The organism is Methylobacterium sp. Leaf125 (assembly GCF_001423085.1).
In the GTDB taxonomy this organism is placed as follows: Bacteria; Pseudomonadota; Alphaproteobacteria; order Rhizobiales; family Beijerinckiaceae; genus Methylobacterium.
In genome coordinates this window covers 123,089-144,200 of record NZ_LMNU01000047.1, presented here as the reverse complement: position 1 = coordinate 144,200, position 21,112 = coordinate 123,089, and the positions used below count along the sequence as shown (strand labels likewise).

21 protein-coding genes are annotated in these 21,112 nt (G+C 71.0%); 12 read left to right on the top strand and 9 right to left on the bottom strand.

Going from position 1 to position 21,112, the window contains the following annotated elements; translation table 11 throughout:
• Window positions 1–3: 3 nt before the first annotated feature.
• Window positions 4–1,023, top strand: coding sequence for a biotin synthase BioB (gene bioB, locus ASF58_RS22725; protein ID WP_055958183.1), 1,020 nt, complete (start codon window positions 4–6; stop codon window positions 1,021–1,023).
• Window positions 1,024–1,060: 37 nt separating this feature from the next.
• On the opposite strand, the gene ASF58_RS22720 is transcribed toward bioB, so the two are convergent.
• The 4 genes from ASF58_RS22720 to mnmA form a co-directional block, all read right to left on the bottom strand.
• Window positions 1,061–2,551 carry a HAMP domain-containing sensor histidine kinase gene (locus ASF58_RS22720; protein WP_055958031.1) on the bottom strand — a complete coding sequence of 497 codons (1,491 nt, stop codon included), beginning with the start codon at window positions 2,549–2,551 and terminating at the stop codon, window positions 1,061–1,063.
• A gap of 186 nt (window positions 2,552–2,737) precedes the next feature.
• The gene (locus tag ASF58_RS22715; protein ID WP_055958028.1) at window positions 2,738–3,538 is read right to left on the bottom strand and encodes a VTT domain-containing protein; all 801 of its coding nucleotides are present in this window, start codon (window positions 3,536–3,538) and stop codon (window positions 2,738–2,740) included.
• Window positions 3,535–4,188 carry a class I SAM-dependent methyltransferase gene (locus ASF58_RS22710; RefSeq protein ID WP_055958025.1) on the bottom strand — a complete coding sequence of 218 codons (654 nt, stop codon included), beginning with the start codon at window positions 4,186–4,188 and terminating at the stop codon, window positions 3,535–3,537. Before ASF58_RS22710 ends, ASF58_RS22715 begins: the two co-directional genes overlap by 4 nt.
• Before the next feature lie 52 nt (window positions 4,189–4,240).
• On the bottom strand, window positions 4,241–5,392 hold the full coding sequence (gene mnmA, locus ASF58_RS22705) for a tRNA 2-thiouridine(34) synthase MnmA (protein ID WP_055958022.1): 1,152 nt from the start codon (window positions 5,390–5,392) through the stop codon (window positions 4,241–4,243).
• Between the two features lie 274 nt (window positions 5,393–5,666).
• Here mnmA and ASF58_RS22700 point away from each other — a divergent pair, with 274 nt between their 5' ends.
• From ASF58_RS22700 to ASF58_RS22665, 8 genes are all read left to right on the top strand, one after another.
• Entirely contained in the window at window positions 5,667–7,130 is a 1,464-nt protein-coding gene (locus tag ASF58_RS22700; RefSeq protein WP_055958019.1) for a flagellar hook-length control protein FliK, read from the top strand.
• 12 nt (window positions 7,131–7,142) lie between these two features.
• On the top strand, window positions 7,143–7,820 hold the full coding sequence (locus tag ASF58_RS22695; RefSeq protein WP_055958017.1) for a flagellar hook capping FlgD N-terminal domain-containing protein: 678 nt from the start codon (window positions 7,143–7,145) through the stop codon (window positions 7,818–7,820).
• A 101-nt stretch (window positions 7,821–7,921) separates the two neighbouring features.
• Complete coding sequence (locus ASF58_RS22690; protein ID WP_018044452.1) at window positions 7,922–8,197, top strand: DUF1153 domain-containing protein; 276 nt, start codon at window positions 7,922–7,924, stop codon at window positions 8,195–8,197.
• Between the two features lie 226 nt (window positions 8,198–8,423).
• On the top strand, window positions 8,424–10,037 hold the full coding sequence (gene fliF, locus ASF58_RS22685) for a flagellar basal-body MS-ring/collar protein FliF (RefSeq protein WP_055958180.1): 1,614 nt from the start codon (window positions 8,424–8,426) through the stop codon (window positions 10,035–10,037).
• A 42-nt stretch (window positions 10,038–10,079) separates the two neighbouring features.
• Window positions 10,080–11,132, top strand: a complete 1,053-nt coding sequence (gene fliG / locus ASF58_RS22680) for a flagellar motor switch protein FliG (RefSeq protein ID WP_055958014.1) — start codon at window positions 10,080–10,082, stop codon at window positions 11,130–11,132.
• Window positions 11,129–11,728, top strand: coding sequence for a FliH/SctL family protein (locus ASF58_RS22675; RefSeq protein ID WP_055958011.1), 600 nt, complete (start codon window positions 11,129–11,131; stop codon window positions 11,726–11,728). The genes fliG and ASF58_RS22675 overlap by 4 nt, the downstream gene beginning before the upstream one ends.
• A gap of 53 nt (window positions 11,729–11,781) precedes the next feature.
• Window positions 11,782–12,126, top strand: coding sequence for a flagellar motor switch protein FliN (gene fliN, locus ASF58_RS22670; RefSeq protein WP_055958008.1), 345 nt, complete (start codon window positions 11,782–11,784; stop codon window positions 12,124–12,126).
• Window positions 12,127–12,191: 65 nt separating this feature from the next.
• A complete protein-coding gene (locus ASF58_RS22665) occupies window positions 12,192–13,559 on the top strand; it encodes a sigma-54 dependent transcriptional regulator (RefSeq protein ID WP_055958005.1) in 1,368 nt (455 codons plus the stop codon).
• A gap of 39 nt (window positions 13,560–13,598) precedes the next feature.
• On the opposite strand, the gene ASF58_RS22660 is transcribed toward ASF58_RS22665, so the two are convergent.
• Entirely contained in the window at window positions 13,599–13,877 is a 279-nt protein-coding gene (locus ASF58_RS22660; RefSeq protein WP_055958003.1) for a hypothetical protein, read from the bottom strand.
• A 52-nt stretch (window positions 13,878–13,929) separates the two neighbouring features.
• Window positions 13,930–15,243 carry a hypothetical protein gene (locus tag ASF58_RS22655; protein ID WP_055958000.1) on the bottom strand — a complete coding sequence of 438 codons (1,314 nt, stop codon included), beginning with the start codon at window positions 15,241–15,243 and terminating at the stop codon, window positions 13,930–13,932.
• Window positions 15,244–15,492: 249 nt separating this feature from the next.
• On the opposite strand from ASF58_RS22655, the gene ASF58_RS22650 reads away from it, so the two are divergent.
• The 3 genes from ASF58_RS22650 to ASF58_RS22640 all read left to right on the top strand — a co-directional run bounded on the left by ASF58_RS22650 (window position 15,493) and on the right by ASF58_RS22640 (window position 18,002).
• Window positions 15,493–15,870 (top strand): (2Fe-2S) ferredoxin domain-containing protein, encoded by a 378-nt coding sequence (locus ASF58_RS22650; RefSeq protein ID WP_055957997.1) that lies wholly within the window; start codon window positions 15,493–15,495, stop codon window positions 15,868–15,870.
• A 100-nt stretch (window positions 15,871–15,970) separates the two neighbouring features.
• Window positions 15,971–17,077 carry a lysylphosphatidylglycerol synthase domain-containing protein gene (locus ASF58_RS22645; RefSeq protein WP_082513256.1) on the top strand — a complete coding sequence of 369 codons (1,107 nt, stop codon included), beginning with the start codon at window positions 15,971–15,973 and terminating at the stop codon, window positions 17,075–17,077.
• A 10-nt stretch (window positions 17,078–17,087) separates the two neighbouring features.
• The gene (locus tag ASF58_RS22640; RefSeq protein WP_055957994.1) at window positions 17,088–18,002 is read left to right on the top strand and encodes an EamA family transporter; all 915 of its coding nucleotides are present in this window, start codon (window positions 17,088–17,090) and stop codon (window positions 18,000–18,002) included.
• A gap of 30 nt (window positions 18,003–18,032) precedes the next feature.
• On the opposite strand, the gene ASF58_RS22635 is transcribed toward ASF58_RS22640, so the two are convergent.
• The 3 genes from ASF58_RS22635 to ASF58_RS22625 all read right to left on the bottom strand — a co-directional run bounded on the left by ASF58_RS22635 (window position 18,033) and on the right by ASF58_RS22625 (window position 21,084).
• Entirely contained in the window at window positions 18,033–19,430 is a 1,398-nt protein-coding gene (locus ASF58_RS22635) for a dihydrolipoyl dehydrogenase (protein WP_055957991.1), read from the bottom strand.
• A gap of 100 nt (window positions 19,431–19,530) precedes the next feature.
• Window positions 19,531–20,193, bottom strand: a complete 663-nt coding sequence (gene gmk, locus ASF58_RS22630; RefSeq protein WP_055957988.1) for a guanylate kinase — start codon at window positions 20,191–20,193, stop codon at window positions 19,531–19,533.
• 12 nt (window positions 20,194–20,205) lie between these two features.
• Window positions 20,206–21,084 (bottom strand): YicC/YloC family endoribonuclease, encoded by an 879-nt coding sequence (locus tag ASF58_RS22625; protein WP_055957986.1) that lies wholly within the window; start codon window positions 21,082–21,084, stop codon window positions 20,206–20,208.
• Window positions 21,085–21,112 lie beyond the last annotated feature (28 nt).

Here is a 21,112-nt window from a genome sequence, read left to right as displayed (position 1 = left end):
ACCATGACTGACACCCTGGCCCCCCTCGCCGCCCGCCCGGTCTCCGCCACAGCCGCGATCCGTCACGACTGGAGCGTCGCCGAGATCCAGGCGATCCACGACCTGCCGCTCCTCGACCTCGTGTTCCGGGCGGCGGAGGTCCATCGCGCCCACAACGATCCGGCCGACATCCAGCGGGCCGCCCTGCTGTCGATCAAGACCGGCGGTTGCCCCGAGGATTGCGCCTACTGTCCGCAATCGGCCCACCACAAGGGCACCGGCATGGCCCGCGAGCGCCTGATGCCCGTCGACGCCGTGCTGCGCGAGGCGGCCGAGGCCAAGGCGGCGGGCGCGCACCGCTTCTGCATGGGCGCGGCCTGGCGCCAGCCCAAGGACGGGCCGGAATTCGACTCGGTGCTGGCGATGGTGCGCGGCGTGCGCGGCCTCGGCATGGAGGCCTGCGTCACCCTCGGCATGCTCTCGCCCTCGCAGGCTGAGCGCCTCGCGGAGGCCGGGCTGACCTCCTACAATCACAACCTCGACACCGGCCCCGACTTCTACGGGGACATCATCTCGACGCGGACCTACGAGGACCGCCTCACCACCCTGCAGAACGTGCGCGATGCCGGCATCGGCGTCTGCTGCGGCGGCATCGTCGGCATGGGCGAGGGCGTGAAGGACCGCGCCAGCATGCTCCAGGTCCTGGCCAACCATGCGCCGCACCCCGAGAGCGTGCCGATCAACGCCCTGGTGGCGGTGGAGGGCACGCCCCTCGAGGACCGGCCCGCGGTCGATCCCCTCGACCTCGTGCGGATGTGCGCCACCGCCCGCATCGTGATGCCGCGTGCCCGCGTGCGCCTCAGCGCCGGCCGCAAGGGCCTGACCCGCGAAGCGCAGATCCTCTGCTTCCTCGCCGGGGCCAACTCGATCTTCTACGGCGAGCGCCTGCTGACGACGGCGAACAACGAGACCGATTCGGATGCCGAGCTCCTGCGCGACATCGGCATCACCGTGCCGGGCCTGACCCTGGCGGCGGCCGAGTAGCCGTCGCCGTTCGAGACCCGGCCCGTCCGCCGTCCGGTCAGGCGCCGGCGGCGTCCGGGATCGTGATGCGGAAGCAGGTCCCGGCGGCGGTGTCGTCGAGGCTGAGGCGTCCGCCGTTCAGCTCGATCAGCTCGGACGCGATGGCGAGGCCGAGGCCGGTGCCGCCGGAACGCGACGAGCCCTTGAACGGGGAGAACAGGTGCTCGCGGGCCCGCGGCGGCAGGCCGGGGCCGTTGTCGGCGACGAGGATCGTCGTCTCGCCCGCGCCGGGCTGGCCCGCGCGACGGGCCCGGATGGTGATCTCGGGATTCTCCTGGGACGGCGCCTCGTAGCCGGTCCCCTGCGGGCTCAGGGCCTGGACGGCGTTCCGGACGATGTTGGCCAGCGCGCGCGAGAACTGGTCCGGGTCGACGAAGATCCGGAGCTCGCTCGGGCAGAGCTCGCGGATGACGATCTTCGAATCGCGTCCCCGCCCGGCGAGGTCAGCCTGCTCGGCGACGATCTGGGCGATGGGCACGAGGCGCCGGTTCGGGTTGCGCTCCGTCGCCCGGCCATAGGCCAGGGTTTCCTCGCAGAACCGGATCGCCCGATCCAGGGTGGCGACGAGGCGCGGAGCCACCCGCTGGGCGACCGGATCGGCGACGCCGTCGAGGCGGTCGCTGAGGAGCTGCGCCGTGGTCAGCAGGTTGCGCAGTTCGTGGTTGATCTTGCTCACCGACAATCCGAGTCCGGCGAGCCGCCGCTTCTCGCGCAACTCGCTCGCCAGGGCGGTCTCCATGCGGGCGAGCGCGATCTCGGCATGGCCGATCTCGTCCGTCCGGCGCGAGGGCACGATCACGCCGTCGATCGCCTCCGGGTCGTCGGCGAAGCTGGTGATGTTCTGGACGAGCCGGCGCACCGGCCGCACGATCGCCCGCTGCAGGACGAGGAAGATCAGGCCCGCCACCGTCGCCGCCAGCGCCATGGACGACAGGGCCAGCCGGATCGAGAAATCCGCCACGGCCAGCCGCAGGGGGCGGGGATCCATCAGGATCTCCACGAGGTCGAAGCCGTCGCGGCCGTGCCCGATCACCCGTATCGGATCGTTCGATTCGATCAGGAGCGTCCGGGCGACGCCGCGGATCGAACGGATCCAATGCTCCGACCGCAGGTCGATGATGTCCGAGACCGTATCCGGCACCGTCTCGTTGGCGAGGAGCCGGCGGGTGCCGTTGCCGCGCACCGCGATGGCGCGCGCGCCCGCACCGTCGAGCAGGCGCTGGGACAGGCCCTCCGAGACCTGCTGGTCCGGCGCGGCGTCGAGGACGAGGGCGGCCACCTGGGCGGCGGCGATCCGGTCCGACAGCCACATCCGGCGGTAATTCGCCACCGTGGGGACGTAGATCAGCACCTCGATCAGCGCGACGAACGCCACGGTGAGCAGGAAGAGGCGACCCGAGAGGCCGAGGTGTCGGCCGAGACCGCGCGCAGCCACGGGATTCGCCGCGGCCGCCTCCTGCTGAAATTCGACGCGCGACGTCACAGCCATCTCGGTACTTCGCGTTTCCGGTGTCCCAACGGCGCGGCGGGTGACGGCGTGAACCCGATCTGGAGCGTGGTCCAGTGGCGTTTTCAGGGCGACGGCTCGGAGCGCGATTGCCCACCAACGTCCCGGACCGCATTAGGCTGCGTCCGGAGATGCAACTTTTTAGATCAGATGTATGGCCAAATTCGATCAGGACTCTAACCGGCGTCGCGCCTGAATGCGACGTCGTAGGAATACCGAGATCAGGGCCAAAGCCGCGAGAGCGCCGAGGCCGAGCACCATTTTGGGGGTGATCAGGGCCCGCAGCGTCAGGGCGTTCTCGCAATCGAGGCCGTCGGCGGCGAGGCAGGCCGCCTTGGCGGTCTCGTGCGCCAGCACCACGTCCTCGATCGCCGCGCCGGTGGCGGCATACACGAAGGCCCCCGGCAGGAGACCCACGAGGGTCGCCAGCACGAAGGTGCTGCGCTTCACCCCGAAGGCGGCCGGGGCGAGGTTGGTCATCCAGAACGGAAAGATCGGCAGCAGGCGCAGGACGGCGATGTAGCCGAAGGCGTCCTCGCGAAAGCCCGCCGCGAGGCTCGCGAGCCGGGGCCCGGCCCGGCGCAGCAGCAGGTCGGAGGCCGCGCCGCGGCCGATGGTGAAGACGATCGCGGCCCCCGTGGTGGCGGAGGCGACGGCCACGAGGGCGCCGGGCACGATCCCGAACAGGAATCCGCAGAGCATCGTCAGGAAGAGCGAGGCCGGGATCGAGACCACCACGGCGCCGACATAGACCAGATAGGCGACCACCATCGCGCGGAAGCGGTCCTCGGCCACCCAGGCGTTGAGCCACGCCCGGGAGGCGAGCAGCCGGTCGAGGCTGAGAAGGTGCGAGGCGCCGGAGGCCAGCACGGCCAGGGAGGCGCAGACGAGGAGCAGGAGCGGTCCCCAGCGGAGGAGGCGCTTCAGCCGGGTCGGCGCTTCGTCGGCCGGAGGCGTCGGCGCACTCACCCGCGCTTGCGCATCCGCAGGATCTTGAAGAACCCGCCCGGGAAGGTCGGCGAGACGCCGATGAACTCGACGCCGTTGGCGCGGGCCCAGGCCTCGATGCGGCTCGACTTGAAGTCGGAGGACCAGCCGATCTTGGTGCAGAGCGGCGCCACGATCTCCTCGACCTTGGCCAGCGTGCCGGCATTCTGGCCGAAATGGTTGGCGAGCACGATCTCGCCGCCCGGCCGGACCACGCGCAGGAACTCGGAGAGGGCGGCCTCCGGGTCGGGCACCAGGGTGATGAGGAACTGCGCCACCACGGCGTCGAAGCTCGCATCGGCGTAGCCGAGGCGGCAGACATCCATCACCTGGAGGCCACGCACGTGGCGCAGGCCGCGGCGCAGCACCTTGGCGCGCGCCCGCTTGAGCATGTCCTCGGAGAGATCGACGCCGCAGACGAAGCTCGTCGGCGGATAGTAGCCCAGCGACAGGCCGGTGCCGACGCCGGCCTCGAGGATGCGCGGACCGCAGGCGACGGCCGCTTCCACCGCGTCGCGGGCGGCCGGCTCCGTCAGCTTGTCGTAGACGACGTCGTAGACCGGCGCCCAGCGCGCATAGGCCTTGCGCATCAGGGCGGTGCTCGGACCGGCCTCCCGCGGCTCGCTCAGCATGTCGATCTCGTCGTCCTGTTGGGGGATAGGGGTGGTTCGGGGCGTGATCCGGTCAGGCCGCTTCGGCCGCGCCGGTCGCCAACGCGTCGATGCGCCGAATGGTGCCACCGCCGAGGACGCGGGCGCGCGGGCCGTCATCGGCGTAGATCACGCAGGCCTGTCCGGGCGAGACGCCGTCCTCCGGCGTGGCCAGGACGATCTCGGCTCCGCCGCCCGCGGCCTCGCGGCTCAGGAGCGCCGGTCGCGGCTCCCGGGTCGAGCGCACGCGTACCGCCACGGGCAGGTTCTCGACCGGGCCGGCGCCGCCGAGCCAGTTCAGGTCGGTGATGCGGATCCGGCTGGTGGCCAGCGCCGCGCGCGGGCCGACCACGACCCGGGCGGTCTCGGGCTCGAGGCGGATGACGTAGAGCGGCTCGCCCACCGCGAGGCGCAGGCCCCGGCGCTGGCCGACGGTGTAGTGGATGATGCCCTCGTGCTGCCCGAGCACCTGACCGCCGAGATCGACGATCTCCCCGGCCCGGGCCGCGTCCGGCCGCAGGCGCGCGATCACGTCGGCGTAGCGCCCCTGGGGCACGAAGCAGATGTCCTGGCTGTCGGCCTTCTCGGCCACGGCCAGGCCGAGGTCGCGGGCGAGGCGGCGGGTCTCGTCCTTCGGGAGCTCGCCCAGGGGGAAGCGCAGAAAATCCAGCTGTTCCGCCGTGGTGGCATAGAGGAAGTAGCTCTGGTCCCGGGCCGGATCGAGGGCGCGGTAGAGCCCGCGTCCGCCGGTGGCCTCGGGCCGGCTCGCCACGTAGTGCCCGGTGGCGAGGCAGTCGGCCTCCAGGTCCCGGGCGGTGCGCAGGAGATCGCGGAACTTTATCGAGCGGTTGCACTCGACGCAGGGGATCGGCGTCTCGCCGGCGAGGTAGCTCTCGGCGAAGCGGTCGATCACCGATTCCCGGAAGCGGTCCTCGTAATCGAGGACGTAATGGGGAATGCCCAGGGTCTCGGCCACGCGGCGCGCGTCGTGGATGTCCTGCCCGGCGCAGCAGGCACCCTTGCGATGGGTAGCGGCACCGTGATCGTAGAGCTGGAGCGTGATGCCGACGACGTCGTAGCCCTGCCGCTTCAGGAGCCCGGCCACGACGGAGGAATCGACGCCGCCCGACATGGCGACGACGACGCGCGTCTCGTGCGGGGCCTTGGGAAGATCGAGGGAATTCATCGCGCCAGGGTGTGCCGGGAGGGACCGGTCCGGCCCCGCGCGTGAGTCTATAGCGATCCTCGCCCGCGAGTTCCAGGGAGGCGGATGCGCCGGGTGTCTCCCCGCGCAGGGCGCCGGCGGACGGGCGAAAGCTGCCGGGCGCCCGGCAGGATTTGCCCTCCTGAGCCAGGGCGGGACAGGCCGCCTGGGAAAAAAACGTTCTCTCTCAGGGTCTTGCGCTTCGGTTGCGCTGGCCTGCGCCTTGCTGAGGGAGGGATCGTAGAGGATTGTCGCCATGGCTGTCTCATCGATCGAGTGGAACACATCGTCCCGGCGCACGGCTTCGCCGAGCGCGGTTCCGTCACGGGGAGCGGCCACCGCCGCGTTCCGCCTCGACCCGCCCGCACCCGATCCCCGTCCGCGGGCCGCCGACGCCCGCGCCCGGGACGACCGTGCGGCGGCCGAAGACCGCAACGACCGGATCGCCGCCCAGCGCGCCAACGACGCGGCGGCGACCCGTGAGGCGACGCAGGCCCGCGACAGCGCGAAGGCCGCCGCCGACGCCCGGGCGGCCAAGGCGGATAAGGCCGAGGCGAACCAAACCAAGGCGAACCAAGCCGAAGCGAACCAAACCAAGGCGGGCGAGGCCCGCGCTCCGGCAAATGCCAAGCCGGGCGCTGCCGGCGCCGAGGCTCGCGGCACGAGCGACTCCGCCGGTCCCGGCGTACCCGGCAAGGCGCAGGACGCGCGCAACGACACGAACGCGGCGCCCGGGGCCAGCGCGGGCCAGGACACGACCGAGACCGGCACGCCCGGCGGCACCACGGCGGGCGGGGAGACCGCAACCGCGGATAAGCCGGAGGAGAGCCAGGCCGCCGCGCAGGCCGGGACCGCGACGCCACTCATGTTCTTGCCGACCGCCCCGCTTCCCACCGCCCCGCCTCTCAACGCCCTTGCCTCGGCTGCGCAGGGCGCCGCGGCGGCCAGCGCCGATGGAGCGGCTGCCGACGCGGACCCGTCCGGTACGGCCGCACCGGTGGTGGCCGTGGGCACGAACCCGAGCGGAAGCGCGGCCCAGGGGCTGCCCGGGCTGAAGGTCAAGGCACCTTCGGACGGCGACGAGGGGGCCGAGAGCGGTGAGCCGGGCAACGGCAAGCCACAGGGCGAATTCGCTGCCGGCCTCGCCCTTGCCTCGGATGCCGCCCGCACCGACCTGACGCCCGCCGCCCCGGCGACGCCGTCCCCGGTGACGTCGGCCCCGGCGCACGCGAAGGGGGCGGAGGCGTCCGCCCCGAGCGCACCGGGCACGCCGGCACCGGCACCGGTCCCCCTCGGCGCCGTGCCGATGACGATCGGCCTGCGCTCGCTCGCGGGCAGCAACCAGTTCGAGATCCGCCTCGATCCGAAGGATCTCGGCCGCATCGACGTCAATCTCGACATCGACAAAGAGACCGGCGCGGTCCAGGCAAGCCTCGTGGTCGACCGCCCCGAGACCCTGGCGCTGCTCCAGCGCGACGCCGGCAGCCTGCAGCAGGCGCTCAACCAGGCCGGCCTCAACGCCGCCGATGGCAGCATCAACCTGTCGCTCCGCGGGGACGGCTCGGCCAATGGCCAGTCGAACGGCTCCGGCGCGGACGGGCAGCGGCCCGACGCGGGCGGGTCTGCGCGCTCCGGCGCCGAGTCCCGCGAGCCCACCCCGATTTCCGCCGGTCCGCTGCGCCGCTACGGCGCCGTCCTCGGCATCGACATCCGCATCTGAGGAGTCACCACGATGACAACGGGCATCAGCAGCCTCGCCAGCACGGCCTCGGCCGGCGTGGCGAGCACCAGTTCCTCGACGCAGGAGATCGCGGGCAACTTCACCCAGTTCCTGACGCTGCTGACGACGCAGCTGAAGAACCAGAACCCCCTCGACCCGATGGACACCAACCAGTTCACCCAGCAACTGGTGCAATATGCCGGCGTCGAGCAGCAGCTGAAGTCGAACGACCGCCTCGACTCGATCCTGAGCAACGCCAAGTCGTCGAGTGCCGCCTCCGCCACCGGATTCATCGGCCAGACGATCACGGCGGACGGGAAGTCCACCGCCCTCAAGGACGGGGCTGCGACCTGGACGCTAAATCCGGCCCGGGCGGCCAAGCAGGCGACGATGACGATCAGCGACGCCAAGGGCAACGTGGTGGCCACGCAGACCAAGGCGCTCAACGCGGGCGAACAGGCCTTCACCTGGGACGGGCGCTCGTCCAGCGGCTTCACCGCGCCCAACGGAACCTACGCGATCAAGGTCGATGCCGTGGACGCCACGGGGACGAAGGTGACCGTCGACACCAAGGTGAGCGGAACCGTCGACAGCGTCGATCTCAGTGGCACCGAGCCGGTGCTGTTGGTCGGCAAATCAAGGGTGCCGATCTCCACCGTCCGGGACATCGGAGCTGGGTTGTCCACATGACGAACAGGGCGAATCCAATGCGATCGATCCGCTTCAAGATATCTTAAGTGGGTACAAGTAGCTTCCAATCTCGACAGGTCAGTCGAGTTGTAGAGCGTATCATGACCGAACCAAGCCGCCCGAGAGTAAAGTACGTCATCGGGCCTGATGGAAGTCCGTTAACCATTGCGGACCTTCCGCCGACCACCACCCGTCGATGGGTGATCCGTCGCAAGGCCGAAGTGGTCGCCGCCGTCAGAGGCGGATTGCTCAGCCTCGAGGAGGCCTGCCAGCGCTACACCCTCACCACCGAGGAGTTCCTGAGCTGGCAGTTCTCCATCGATCAGCACGGTCTGGCCGGCCTGCGCACCACGCGCATCCAGCACTACCGCCACTGAGCCGGGCGACGGCCGGGGTCCCTGTCGGACCCCGTCGCCTCCCTTGCCGAACCCGGAAGCCGCGTCCCCTCACCCGGGCGCGGCTTTCGCGTTTTCCGGCGTGCATCCGTGCCCGCGACCCTGCTTCGTTCAGGAATGTTAACTCCGCGCTAACCACGACCCAGGCAAATTTTGCCGAGCGGGTGCCGGCAGTCCGGTGCCGCGTCTCGGGTGGGTGCGTCGCGTCGTGAAACCGGTCCTTGACCTCGTGACCAAGTTGGGCCCGGCGCGCCTCGCCGCCATGGCCGCCGTCACGATGACGCTGATCGGCTTCTTCGCCTTCGTGATCCTGCGCGTCTCCAAGCCCGACATGGGCGTGCTCTTCGCCGACCTGTCGATGTCGGATTCCTCGGCCGTGATCCGTGACCTCGACGCGCGCGGCATCAAGTACGAGACCAAGGGGGATGCGGGCCAGACCATCCTGGCCCCCCGGGCCGACCTGCCGCGCCTGCGCATGGACCTCGCCGGCAAGGGCCTGCCGAGCGCCGCCGGCGTCGGCTACGAGATCTTCGACAAGGGCGACGCCTTCTCGTCGACCAACTTCGTGCAGAACGTGAACCACCTGCGCGCCCTGGAGGGCGAGCTGTCCCGCTCCATCCGCGCCATCGGGCGGGTCCAGGCGGCGCGGGTCCACCTCGTCATCCCCGAGCGGCGCCTGTTCGAGCGCGACCGCGAGACGCCGAGCGCCGCCATCGTGCTCAAGCTGATGGGCGACCTCGACCCGTCCCAGGTCCGCGCCATCCGCCACCTCGCGGCCTCCGCCGTCGAGGGCTTGAAGCCGGAGCGGGTCTCCATCGTCGACGAGCGCGGGCGCCTGCTCGCGGACGGCGCCCGCGGGGCCGAGGCCGAGACCGGCGCGGGCATGGAGGAGAAGCAGGTCGGCATCGAGCGCCGCCTGCGCTCGCAGATCGAGGAGATCGTCGCCGGCATCGTCGGTGCCGGGCGCGCCCGCATCCAGGTCAGCGCCGAACTCGACCTGAACCGCATCGAGAGCAAGTCCGAGAGCTTCGATCCCGAGAGCCGGGTGGTGCGCTCGACCCAGACCCGGACCGAGAATTCGCTGACGGGGGGCGCCGAGGGCGCGGTCAGCGTCGGCAACGAACTCCCGGGTGCCAACCAGCCCGGCCAGACGCCGACCCAGAAGGACTCCACGAACAAGAACGAGGAGACCACGAATTACGAGATCTCCCGGGTGACCAAGACGGAGGTCGCCGAAGGCGGCCGGATCAAGCGCCTCTCTGTGGCGGTGGTCGTCGATGGCGCCTACGTGCCCGGCCCGGACGGCAAGCCGGTCTACCAGCCGCGCCCGGCGGCCGAGGTCGACCGCATCGCCGCCCTGGTGCGCTCGGCCATCGGTTTCGACAAGGCGCGCGGCGATCAGGTCGAGGTGGTGAACCTCCGCTTCGCCGAGACACCGGTCCCGGCCGAGTTCGCCGAGCCGTCCCTGGTCCAGTCGCTGCTGAGCCCCTCGAAGGAGGAGGTGATGCGGATCGTCGAGCTCGGCGTCCTGACGATGCTGACCCTGATCGTCCTGATGGCGGTGGTGCGCCCGCTCCTGAAGAAGGTCCTGGCCTCGGAGCCGATCCAGATCGCCCTGGTCTCGGGCGCCGGAGCGGCCGGAGCGATGGCGGGCGCCGAGGCGCTGATGGTGCCACCCGACAACCCGACCGCACGCCTCGTGGATTTCGCGCAGCTCAACGGCAAGGTCCAGGCCGAGACCGTCCAGCGCGTGGTCGACATGGTCCGGGCCAGCCCGAGCGAGACCGTCGAAGTGCTCCGCAACTGGATTCACGAAAGCTGATGCGCGTCCTGTTTCCCCACCCGACCGTGAGGCGTTGAGACCATGTCTTCGGGACTGAACATCCAGGCGGAACTCGCCAAGGGCAACAACGGTGCCTTCGGCGCCATGACCGGCGCCCAGCGCGCCGCCGCGCTCCTGCTCCTCCTCGGGGAAAGCGAGGGCGCGCCGATCTGGCAGATGCTCGACGAGGACGAGGTGAAGCTCGTCTCGCACGCCATGGTGCAGCTCGGCTCGCTCGAGGCCGAGACGGTCGAGAAGCTCATCGTCGACTTCGTGTCCCGCCTGTCCTCCGGCGGCGGCATCACCTCGAACTTCGAGCGGACGGAATCCCTGCTCCTCAAGATCTTCCCGACCGATCAGGTCTCTTCGATCATGGCGGAGATCAAGGGCGCCTCGGGCAAGCGCGTCTGGGCGAGCCTGACCCAGATCGATCCGGAGATCCTGGCGTCCTTCCTGCGCAACGAGTACCCGCAGACCGTCGCGGTGGTGCTCTCCAAGGTGCGCTCGGACTACGCGGCCCGGGTGCTCACCATCCTCCCCGAGGAATTCGCCATCGACGTCCTGAACCGGATGCTGCGGATGGAGACGGTGCAGAAGGAGGCCCTGCGCCACATCGAGGAGACCCTGCGGGTCGAGTTCGTCTCGACCATCGCGCAGACCACGCGCCGCGACGCCCACGAGCTGATGGCCGACGTCTTCAACGCCTTCGACCGACAGACGGAAGGCCGCTTCCTGACGGCCCTCGACCAGGCCAATCGCGGCTCGGCCAAGAAGATCCGCCAGCTGATGTTCACCTTCGAGGACCTCCTCAAGCTCGATGCCGGCAGCGTCCAGACGCTGCTGCGCAAGGTCGACAACGAGACCCTGTGCCGGGCCCTCAAGGGCGCCGACGACCGGGTGCGCAACTTCTTTTTGAAGAACATGTCCACCCGCGCGGCCAAGAACATCACCGACGAGATGGGCTCCCTCGGGCCGATCCGCCTGAAGGACGTGGATGAGGCGCAGGCCAAGATGACCGAATTGGCCAAGGAGCTCGCCGAGAAGGGCGAGATCATGATCGCCAAGTCGAGCGGCGAGGAGGAGCTGGTCTATTGAACGCGCGCCGCTTCCTCTTCGACACCGATTTCCGGCCCCGGCCCGACAGCCCGGTCGCCGCCCAGGAGGCGGCCGCCCTGGCGGAGACCGTCGCCCGCGCCGAGGCCGAGGGCTATGCGCGCGGCGTGCGCGAGGGCCAGGCCCTGGCCGAGCAGCAGATCCAGGCGCGCCTGTCCGACGCCCTCACCCGGCTCGGGCTCGCCGCGGCGGGCCTGATCGGGCAGTCGGACGCCCGGGACCAGGCGCGCGAGGACGAGGCGCTCGACTTCGCCATCCTGCTCGCCCGCAAGATCGCCGGCGAGGCCCTGGACGCGCAGCCCCTGGCGGCGATCGGCGACGCCGCCCGTGCCGCGCTCCAGCACCTGCGCGGCGTGCCCCACCTCGTCGTCCGGGTGCACGAGAGCCTGGTCGACGAGTCCGAGGCCCTGGTGAAGCGCCTCGCCCGCGAGCGCGGCTTCGAGGGCCGCCTGGTGGTGCTCGGCGAACCCGATCTCGCGCCGGGCGACGCCCGCATGGAGTGGGCCGACGGCGGCGTGGTCCGGGACCGGACCCAGATCGAAGCCGCAGTGCTCTCCGCCCTCGGCATTCCCGCCTGATCCGCCCGCCTGATCCGCCCGCCCGACCCGAATCCAGACCGAGAAGCCTCCGCATGTCCGATGATTTCAGCCTGCCCCAGCTCAACGGCGGCGATGCCTCCTTCGACGGCCTCGGCACTGAGTCGATCCGCGAGACGCCCACCACGCCGAAGAGCGCCGCCGACCTGGAGCAGGTCTTCGACGTGCCGGTGGTGGTCTCGGCGGTGCTCGGCTCCTCGCGCATGCCGATCGGCGACCTGCTCCGGCTCCAGCCCGGCGCGGTGCTGGAACTCGACCGCAAGGTCGGCGAGGCCATCGACATCTTCGTCAACAACCGCCTCGTGGCGCGCGGCGAGGTGGTGCTCGTCGAGGATCGCCTCGGCGTGACGATGACCGAGATCATCAAGAGCGATCACTGACCCCCCTCGCCCTTCCGGCCGCCGCGCCCCCCGCGCGAAGCCGAACCTGACGGAGACCCCGAGCCATGCGGCTACTCATCATCGGACGCCTCAACGGCGAGCTGATCACCGCCTCCAAGATCGCCATGAACCGGGGCGCGGCCGTCACCAACGCCGAGAGCCTCGCCCAGGGCCTCGCGGTGCTGCGGGCCAAGGGCGCCGATCTCATCATGATCGACGTGGCCCTGGCGATCCGCGACCTGGTGACGGCCCTGGCCGAGGAGCGCATCCGCACCCCCGTCATCGCCTGCGGTGTCACCACGGACGCCAAGGCGGCGGTGGCCGCGATCCAGGCCGGGGCCCGGGAATACATCCCCCTGCCCCCCGATCCCGAGCTGATCGCAGCGGTGCTGCAGGCGGTCTCCGAGGATGGGCGGGCCTTCGTCTGGCGCGACGCCTCCATGGAGAAGGTGGTCAAGCTTGCCGAGCAGGTGGCGCGCTCCGAGGCCTCCGTGCTCATCACGGGCGAGAGCGGCACCGGCAAGGAGGTCCTGGCCCGCCACCTCCACGGCAAGTCGAACCGCGCCAACCGGCCCTTCGTCTCGGTGAACTGCGCCGCGATCCCCGAGGCGCTGCTGGAATCCGAGCTGTTCGGGCACGAGAAGGGGGCCTTCACGGGTGCCGTGGCGCGCCGCATCGGCCGCTTCGAGGAGGCCCATGGGGGCACGCTCCTGCTCGACGAGATCTCCGAGATGGACGTGCGGCTGCAGTCGAAGCTCCTGCGCGCCCTGCAGGAGCGGGTGATCGACCGGGTCGGCGGGACCGCGCCCGTGAAAGTCGACATCCGCGTGCTCGCCACCTCCAACCGCAACCTGGTGGAGGAGGTCCGCAAGGGCACCTTCCGCGAGGATCTCTACTACCGGCTGAACGTCGTGCACCTGCGCCTGCCGGCCCTGCGCGAGCGCCCCGCCGACATCCTCGCGCTGGCAGCGCACTTCGCCAAGAAATACGCCGAGGTGAATGGCGTGCCGGTGCGGCCCCTCAGCGTCGAGGCGCAGGGCCTGGTGCGGGCCAATCCCTGGCGCGGCAACGTCCGCGAACTCGAGAACACCCTGCACCGCGCGGTGCTGCTGGCCTCCGGCGCCGAGATCGGGCCCGACGCGATCCTCACCCCGGAAGGCGACAGCATTGCACCGGTCTCGGCCGGTCCGGCCGAGCGTGCCGCCCGGGTGGCGGAGGCCGCCACGCGCGGCCTGGTGGGGCAGACCGTGGCGCAGGTCGAGTGCGACCTCATCCTCGACACCCTGGACCATTGCCTCGGCAACCGGACGCATGCCGCCAAGATCCTCGGCATCTCGATCCGGACCCTGCGCAACAAGCTCAACGAGTACGTCGATGCCGGCCTGTCGGTGGCCGAGCCCGGCAGCGTCCGGGCCATGGCGGCCTACGGCTGATCACGGCGATCGGGATGGCGGGCCGGACGGGGGCCCGCCCTACTGGCCACCGCTGGCACGCTCGGCGGCCATCTGGGCTTCGTGGGCGCGCTCCAGCTTCTCCATCGAATGGAACCGGGCGATGTCGGCTTCCACGTCGCGGATCGTCTCCTCGACGAGATGCTGCTGCAGGGCGCTGCGCGGATCGTTCGGCTCCAGGCCATCGCGGGCCTGCAACCGCTCGACCGCCTGCTTGACGACGCCGTAGACCGCCTCCCGCTCAACGCGGGACATGGCGGGATTGACCGCGCGGGCGATGAGATCGGTGAATTCGGACATGCGTTTTGGCAGGATGTGCGTGCTGGCGGGAACGACCGGGGCGTGAGGCGGTTCAGAGGCGCTGGTCGTTGACGCCCGCGAGGATGAGGGCGAACGAACTCCAGAGCACCAGGCAGCCGAAGAAGACGACCATGATGCTGTAGCCGCGTTCCGGGAAGATCGAATCGTCGGGCAGAGCGGGCTCGACGAAGGTCGCCAGGTAGATCTGCTGCTTGTTGGCGGCGATGCGGGCCCGGTCGACCATCAGATTTGCGGATTCGTTGAGCTTAGTGGCGATGACGCGCTCGACCTGCAGGCCCTCGTATTCGAGCAGGGCGCGGGTCATGTTGTTCGAGGCGTCCGAGCCCGACAGGCCGTCGCTGGTGAGCTGGTCGGTCAGCTTCTGGATCTGCTGATCGAGGGCCGCCACAGTCGAGGCCAGATTCTGGATGCTGCGGGACTGCTCGCCGAGATTCGAACCGCGCAGGACCGCGAGGTCGGACTCGGCCTTGAGCCGGTCCTTCCGCAACGTCGTGATCGTCGTCAGGGTCGATTCGGCGGTCTTGGAAGGATCGATGATGCCCCAACGGTTCCGGAAGACCTGAAGGGCAAGGTGCGCGTTGCGCAGGCGCTCCTGTGCCTTCGCCGCCTCGGCCTCGGCATGCTTGACCATGTCGGCCTGGGCCCGGCGGGAAATGTCGTTGATGAGCGCTTCGCTGCGCTCCACGATTCCGCGATTGATCGCCAGGGCATCCTCCGGCGTGAACGCGCGCACGCTCAGCGTGATGATGCCGGAGAGCACCTCGATCCGGGTGCCGACATGCTTGTTCCAGTACTTGACCAGTTCTTCCATGGACTGGTCGACCCGGTAGCGTGTCCAGAAATCCGCTTCCGGGCGCGAGAACATCTTCGAGACGTGAAGGCTCTCTTCCATCCTGGCGACGATCGCGCGGCTCTCGACGAAATCCCGGATGATGAAGCTGTCCTGGCTGTTGTGCTTCATGATCAGGTCGGAGAACTGACCGCCCGAGCTTTCCTCCATCGGCTCGACGTTGCCGCGCACCGCGAACTGCGACACGGCCACGTACTGGTCGGCGGCGAAGACGTAGAAATAGATCCCCGCGAGGGCCGTCGGCAGCAGGACGAAAAAGCCGAATTGCCGAAGCAAGCTACGGACGAGATTCACCGGCTTGCTCGGCGGTGGCCGCAGGCCCGGGAGCTGGCGCCAATCGAGCCGTTCCTGCGCCCGGCGCAGGAGGGCCGGGACGCGGCTCCGCGAAATCGGATCGACCGTCTCGGCGTTGCGACGCAGATCCGGCAGGGAACGCAGGGCGATATCGATCACCCCGCGCACGCGGTCGGTCTGCTTGACCTCGTCGGTACTCATGACTTCATGTTCCCGAGGCTCGGCGCGTTCAGGGTTGACTGCGGACTCACCATCACGGGCAGCAAGTCTGCACGAGCCGGATGACGATGCATATGGTCACGCCTGTGGAGCCCTCTCGCCGTCCTCGTGTTGAGCCCGACGAATCCTTGGTTTTTCGGCCCTTTTTAAGGCGTGCCGCCCTGGTGGCGGGAGCCTGGGCGCCGGGGTCCGCACAGGACACCGGTCACGGCATGGATGACAAGGCAAGGCATGGATGACAAGGACAAGGGCGCCGCACGCCCGGCGCGGATCCGCATGGCACGGGCGGGGTTCACGGAATTGGTGCTCGTCTGCAGCAAGTGCGTCAAGCGCCAGGGTCTGAAGAAGGGTTCGGTGCGGCGGCGCCTCAAGGGTGAACTCAAGCGGCGCGTCACGGCGCGCAAGCTTCGCGTGGTCGAAGTCGGGTGCCTCGGCCCGTGTCCCAAGCGCGCTCTCGCGGTGGTCACCGCGGACAGCCTCGCCAAGCAGCGCATCCACCTGCTTGACCCGCAGGCCACGCCGGCCCAATCCGTGGACGCGCTGTTCCCCGATTTCGGCCCCAAAGGCCGCCTAACCCTGCCGGACGCAGCGGACGCGTCGCGCGGCTGAGCCGGGGCCGCGCGTCGGAACGGGATGTCGGGAGCACTGTCCCGGCACGGCGGATGCGGGAGCGGGGACGCCTTGAGACGGACGATTCGGAACGGGTCCGATGCCTGACGATCCGCGCTTCGCGACGACCCGGATCGCCGAACGCCCCGCTCCTGCGCCATCCTGGCCGGCGCGTCTCGGGCGCCGCGTCCTGCGACGCCTTCCCCTGGTCGGAACCCTCCTCGGCCTGGGCCTCGGCGTCTGGCTCATCGCCACCAACGATCTCGCAGCCGTCGCCGACGCCTTCGGCCGGGTCGGTCCCGGAGGCCTCGCGGCCATCGTGCTGGTGCGGGTGTCAGTGATCCTGTTGTGCGGGCTCGCCTGGGGCTGCGTCATCCAGGGGCTCGCGGGACTGGGACAGGCCCGGACCGGAGCCTTCGTGCTGCTGCGCCTCGTCCGCGAAGGCATCAACGTGCTGCTGCCGGTGGCCTCCGTCGGGGGCGACGTCGTGGGCGGGCGCCTGCTGACCTTCTGGGGGACCACCGGGACCCTGGCGGCGGCCTCGATCCTCGTCGACATGCTGTTTCAGGCCGGGACCCAGGCGGTCTTCGCCCTGGCGGGGGTGGGCCTCCTGCTTCAGGTCGGCGGCGAGGCCGCGCAGGCCTTGGCCACCTGGGTCCTGCGCGCCCTCGCGGTCACCGCCCTCCTGCTGGCGGCGTTCCTGGCGGTCCAGCGCAGCGCCGCGGCGCGGGCAGCCGGGGGCAAGGTGGTCAAGGCCCTGCGCCGAGTCTTTCGTGGCGACCCCGTCGATCCGTCGCCGCTGGGCGGCAGCGTCTACGACGCGCTCGATGCCGTCTGGGCGCCGGGCCGGCGCGGGACGCTCGCGGCGTCCGTCCTGCTGCACCTCGCCGCCTGGGGGCTCGGAGCCCTGGAGATCTGGATCGCCCTCACCTGCATCGGCGTCGATTCTGTGAGCTTCACCGAAGTCATGGTGATCGAGGCCCTGAGCCAGGCCATCAAGTCGGCGGCCTTCCCGGTGCCGAGCGGTCTCGGCGTTCAGGAGGGCGGCTTCGTCCTGCTTGGCAGCCTCTTCGGCATCGATGCGGGAACCGCCCTCGCCCTGTCGCTGATCAAGCGCGTGCCCGACATCGTCCTCGGTCTTCCCGCCCTGCTGCTCTGGCAGGCCCTGGAAGCCCGGCGGGCGATGATCCTGCCGCCGGCGGCCTGACGAACGCACCATGGCGCCCGCACCGCAAGGATCTTCGAGGCCCGCTGGCCTCGCCGCCACGCTGCTTCCCGTCGCCGCCCTCCTGGGCAGCATCGTCTCGCTCAGCGTCGGCACCTCCTACGCCAAGCAGCTGTTCCCGATCCTGGGTGCGGAGGGCACGACCGCCCTGCGGGTCGGCCTCTCGGCGCTGATGCTCGTGGCGATCTGGCGGCCCTGGCGCCTGCGTCCCAGCCGCGCCGACCGCGGCGCCCTGCTGCGCTACGGGGGCGTGCTGGGCGCGATGAACCTGCTGTTCTACCTCTCCCTGCGCACGATCCCGCTCGGCCTCGCCATCGCGATCGAATTCTCCGGGCCGCTGGCCCTCGCCCTCGCGGTCTCGCGCCGGGGAATCGATTTCGCCTGGATCGGCTGCGCCATCCTCGGCCTGTCGCTGCTGCTGCCCGTCGGCGACCTCTCCACCGGCCTCGATCCCGTCGGTGTCGCCTGCGCCCTCGGCGCGGCCCTGTGCTGGGCGCTCTACATCGTCTTCGGCCAGCGCGTCGGCCATCTCCACGGCGGACGGGCGGTGGCCCTCGGCATGTCGGTGGCGGCCCTGGTCGTGCTGCCGTTCGGCATCGCGAAGGCGGGGACCCTGCTGCTGCAGCCGGCGATGCTCGGGTTCGGCCTCGCGGTGGCGGCCCTGTCGAGCGCCCTGCCCTACACGCTGGAGATGGTCGCCCTGAAGCGGTTGTCGAAGCAGAGCTTCGGCGTCCTGCTCAGTCTCGAGCCGGCCGTGGGCTCCCTCGCCGGCCTCGCGATCCTCGGCGAGCAGCTCACCCCCACGGAGTGGCTGGCCATCGCCTGCATCGTGGTGGCCTCGGTGGGCAATACGGTGACGAGCCATCGCGGCCGGGTGGCCGCCGCGGCCGCGATGACGCCGGTCTGACGGACGCAAGGCCTCGCGCGCGGTCCCGGCTCATGGGTCGAGCGCCGCCACGATCGCCTCCAGGGCGGTCTTCAGCCCCTCCTCCACCGTCGGGTGGTAGAACGGCCGGTCGAGGAGTGCGCCGGCGGTCAGCCCGTCCGCGATGGCGAGGGCGAGGAACTGCGCGAGGTGCTCGCAGGCCGGTCCGAACATCTCGGCCCCCTTGAGGGTGCCGCTGCGATCGGCGTGCAGGCGCAGGCCGCCGGCATTCTCGGCCATGATCCGCGCCCGGCCCTGGTCGCCGAAATCGACGGTGCCGACGACGCGGGACGCGTCCGCGGGATCGTGGGGCGCCCCGACGCTCGCCGCCTGCGGCTCGGTGAACACCATCGTGAGGTTGGTCCAGCGCCGGGGCGCTTCGACTGCCATGCGGCCGGAGGCGATCAGGCGGACGGCGTTGGCGCCGGCGATCCGGCCCTGGCGGGCGGCCTCGTGCAGCACCGGGCGGTCGGCATTGGCGTCCCCCGCGATGAAGACCGGGCCGTCGTGGCAGAGCAGGCTGCGGGCGTCGAACCCCGGCAGGCCGTGTTCGTCGAGGGCGAGGCCGGCGGCCTCCAGGCCGAGATGCCGGACATTGGGCGGACGCCCGGCCGCCGCGAGGACCCGCGCGAAGGTGCCGGTCGCGGGCGTCCCGCTCGCGTCGGTCCAGGTCAGGCGCACGCCCTCCCCGTCGCGCTCGCCCTCGGTGACCCGGCTGCCGAGGTGGAGGGTCATCTCGGTCCCGAAGAGCCGGCGGGCGGTCACGGCGAGGCCGTCGTCGCGCAGGGAGGCGAGGTGCGTGCCGGGGTCGAACAGGGTGACGGCCACGCCGAGGCGGGCCATGGCCTGGGCCAGTTCGAGGCCGACGGCGCCGCCGCCGAGCACCGCCAGGGAGGCCGGCAGGTCGGCGATCTCGAACACCGTGTCGCTGGTGAGCAGCCGGTCGCCGAGATCGCGCAGGGGCTCGGGAATGGCCGGGCTCGAGCCGGTGGCGACGATCGCGGCGCGGACGCGCAGGGTGGTGTGGTCGTCGACCGCCAGGGTGTCGGGGCCGGTGAAGCGGGCGCGGCCGGCGATGCGGGCCTCGGCGGGCAACGCGTCGACGCCCGCGCGGACGCCGGCCACGAAGCGGTCGCGCTCGCGCCGGACGCGGTCCATCACCCGCCGGCCGTCCACCCGCACCGGGCCGGCGTCGATGCCGAAGACTCCGGCGTGACGCGCCGCGTGGGCGGCGTTGGCGGCGGTGATCAGCAGCTTGGAGGGCATGCAGCCGACGCGGGCGCAGGTGGTGCCGCCGGGCCCGGCCTCGATCAGGACGGCGTCGGCGCCGCCGTCCCGGGCGGCGTGGAAGGCGGCGAGGCCGGCGGTGCCGGCGCCAATCACGGCGATGTCACAGGATCTCTCGCGCATCGCGACGGCTCTCGGGTTCGCGCCTCTCGACCCCGACCACCGGAATCGCGGGCCAACCCCCGTCGCGCGACGAACGTTCCTGTCTGCGGCAACCCGCGCGTCAGTCGGGCTCAGCCAGCAAGCCCTCGACGAAGGTGGTCAGGCCGGTGCGGCGGGCGCGCTTCAGCCGCTCGGCGATGAGGATGCCCTCCAGGGAGCGGAAGGCGTCGTCGAGGTCGTCGTTGACGATGACGTAGTCGTATTCGCTCCAGCGCTGGATCTCCAGCCGGGCGTTGGCGAGGCGCTTCTCGATGGTGTCGGGGGAATCCTCGGCCCGGCGCTCCAGGCGGTGGCGGAGCTCGGCCAGCGACGGCGGCAGGATGAACACCGTGACCACGTCGTCGGCGAGTTTGGCCCGCACCTGTCGGGTGCCCTGGTAGTCGATGTCGAAGATCATGTCCCGGCCGGCGCCCAGCACCTTCTCCACCGGGCGCCGCGGGGTGCCGTAGAAATTGCCGTGGACCTCGGCCCATTCGAGCAGGTTGTCGGCGCTGCGCAGGGCGTCGAAGGCCTCGCGGTCGATGAACTGGTAGTGCTTGCCGTCGATCTCGGAGGGGCGGCGCTGCCGGGTCGTCACCGAGATCGAGAGGTCGAGGCCCCATTTCGGGTCGGCGGCCACGGCCCGGGTCAGGGTCGTCTTTCCCGCGCCGGAGGGCGAGGACAGGATGAGGATGAACCCGCGCCGCGCGATCACCCCGGCCTCCATCGTCAAAGCGTCCCGCATCGCTGAAAAAACCTACTCGACGTTCTGAACCTGCTCCCGGAATTGCTCCACCACGGCCTTCAAGTCGAGTCCGATCCGCGACAGCGCGATGTCATTCGCCTTGGCACACAGGGTATTGGCCTCGCGCCCGAGCTCCTGGGCCAGGAAGTCGAGCTTGCGCCCGATGGCGCCGCCGGCGGCCAGGAGCTCGGCCGCGCTGGCGAAGTGGGCCTGGAGCCGGTCGAGCTCTTCGCGCACGTCGGCCTTGGCGGCGAGCAGCACCGCCTCCTGGTGCAGGCGGTCGGGATCGAGGTGTCCGGCTTCCAGCAGCGTCGCGACGGCGGCGGCGAGGCGCGCCTTCACCGCCTCGGGCTTGCGGGCCGGGCAGGCCTCGGCGGTGGCGGTGAGCCGGGCCATCTCGGCGAGCTGGGCCTCGATGACCCCGCGCAGGGCCCGGCCCTCGGCGCGGCGCGCCTCCACGAGGTCGGCGACGAGGCGGACCACGCCCGCGGCGAGGTCGTGCGCCAGGGCCTCCGCTTCGGCCCCCGGCTCCTCGTCGGATTCGATGACGCCGCGGATGCCCAGGAGCCCGTCGAGGGTGGCGGGCGCCAGCCCCTCGGGCCGGGGCACCCGCGCGATGGCGGCGGCGAGCTGGCCGAGCAGCGCCTCGTTGATCCGGACGCGGGGCGCGGCCTCCGGCCGGGTGAGGTTGAGGGAGAGCTGGCACTGGCCCCGCGCCAGGCTCTTCTGCAGGGCGCTGCGGGCGACCTCCCCGACGGCGTCGTAGCCGTTCGGCACCCGCAGGCGCACGTCGAGCCCGCGCCCGTTGACGCTGCGGACCTCCCAGGCCCACTGGACCGGCCCGGTGGTGCCGGCGGCGCGGGCAAAGCCCGTCATGCTGGAGAGGATCATGGCTGACTTCGCGTTCGGTTCGACGCCT

What these genes read in the sequence shown, in the direction of transcription:
- bioB (WP_055958183.1), top strand. Translation starts at nt 4, where the DNA reads ATGACTGACACCCTGGCCCCCCTCGCCGCCCGCCCGGTCTCCGCCACA.
- ASF58_RS22720 (WP_055958031.1), bottom strand. Translation starts at nt 2,551, where the DNA reads ATGGCTGTGACGTCGCGCGTCGAATTTCAGCAGGAGGCGGCCGCGGCG.
- ASF58_RS22710 (WP_055958025.1), bottom strand. Translation starts at nt 4,188, where the DNA reads ATGCTGAGCGAGCCGCGGGAGGCCGGTCCGAGCACCGCCCTGATGCGC.
- mnmA (WP_055958022.1), bottom strand. Translation starts at nt 5,392, where the DNA reads ATGAATTCCCTCGATCTTCCCAAGGCCCCGCACGAGACGCGCGTCGTC.
- ASF58_RS22700 (WP_055958019.1), top strand. Translation starts at nt 5,667, where the DNA reads ATGGCTGTCTCATCGATCGAGTGGAACACATCGTCCCGGCGCACGGCT.
- ASF58_RS22695 (WP_055958017.1), top strand. Translation starts at nt 7,143, where the DNA reads ATGACAACGGGCATCAGCAGCCTCGCCAGCACGGCCTCGGCCGGCGTG.
- ASF58_RS22690 (WP_018044452.1), top strand. Translation starts at nt 7,922, where the DNA reads ATGACCGAACCAAGCCGCCCGAGAGTAAAGTACGTCATCGGGCCTGAT.
- fliG (WP_055958014.1), top strand. Translation starts at nt 10,080, where the DNA reads ATGTCTTCGGGACTGAACATCCAGGCGGAACTCGCCAAGGGCAACAAC.
- fliN (WP_055958008.1), top strand. Translation starts at nt 11,782, where the DNA reads ATGTCCGATGATTTCAGCCTGCCCCAGCTCAACGGCGGCGATGCCTCC.
- ASF58_RS22665 (WP_055958005.1), top strand. Translation starts at nt 12,192, where the DNA reads ATGCGGCTACTCATCATCGGACGCCTCAACGGCGAGCTGATCACCGCC.
- ASF58_RS22660 (WP_055958003.1), bottom strand. Translation starts at nt 13,877, where the DNA reads ATGTCCGAATTCACCGATCTCATCGCCCGCGCGGTCAATCCCGCCATG.
- ASF58_RS22655 (WP_055958000.1), bottom strand. Translation starts at nt 15,243, where the DNA reads ATGAGTACCGACGAGGTCAAGCAGACCGACCGCGTGCGCGGGGTGATC.
- ASF58_RS22650 (WP_055957997.1), top strand. Translation starts at nt 15,493, where the DNA reads ATGGATGACAAGGACAAGGGCGCCGCACGCCCGGCGCGGATCCGCATG.
- ASF58_RS22645 (WP_082513256.1), top strand. Translation starts at nt 15,971, where the DNA reads ATGCCTGACGATCCGCGCTTCGCGACGACCCGGATCGCCGAACGCCCC.
- ASF58_RS22640 (WP_055957994.1), top strand. Translation starts at nt 17,088, where the DNA reads ATGGCGCCCGCACCGCAAGGATCTTCGAGGCCCGCTGGCCTCGCCGCC.
- ASF58_RS22635 (WP_055957991.1), bottom strand. Translation starts at nt 19,430, where the DNA reads ATGCGCGAGAGATCCTGTGACATCGCCGTGATTGGCGCCGGCACCGCC.
- gmk (WP_055957988.1), bottom strand. Translation starts at nt 20,193, where the DNA reads ATGCGGGACGCTTTGACGATGGAGGCCGGGGTGATCGCGCGGCGCGGG.
- ASF58_RS22625 (WP_055957986.1), bottom strand. Translation starts at nt 21,084, where the DNA reads ATGATCCTCTCCAGCATGACGGGCTTTGCCCGCGCCGCCGGCACCACC.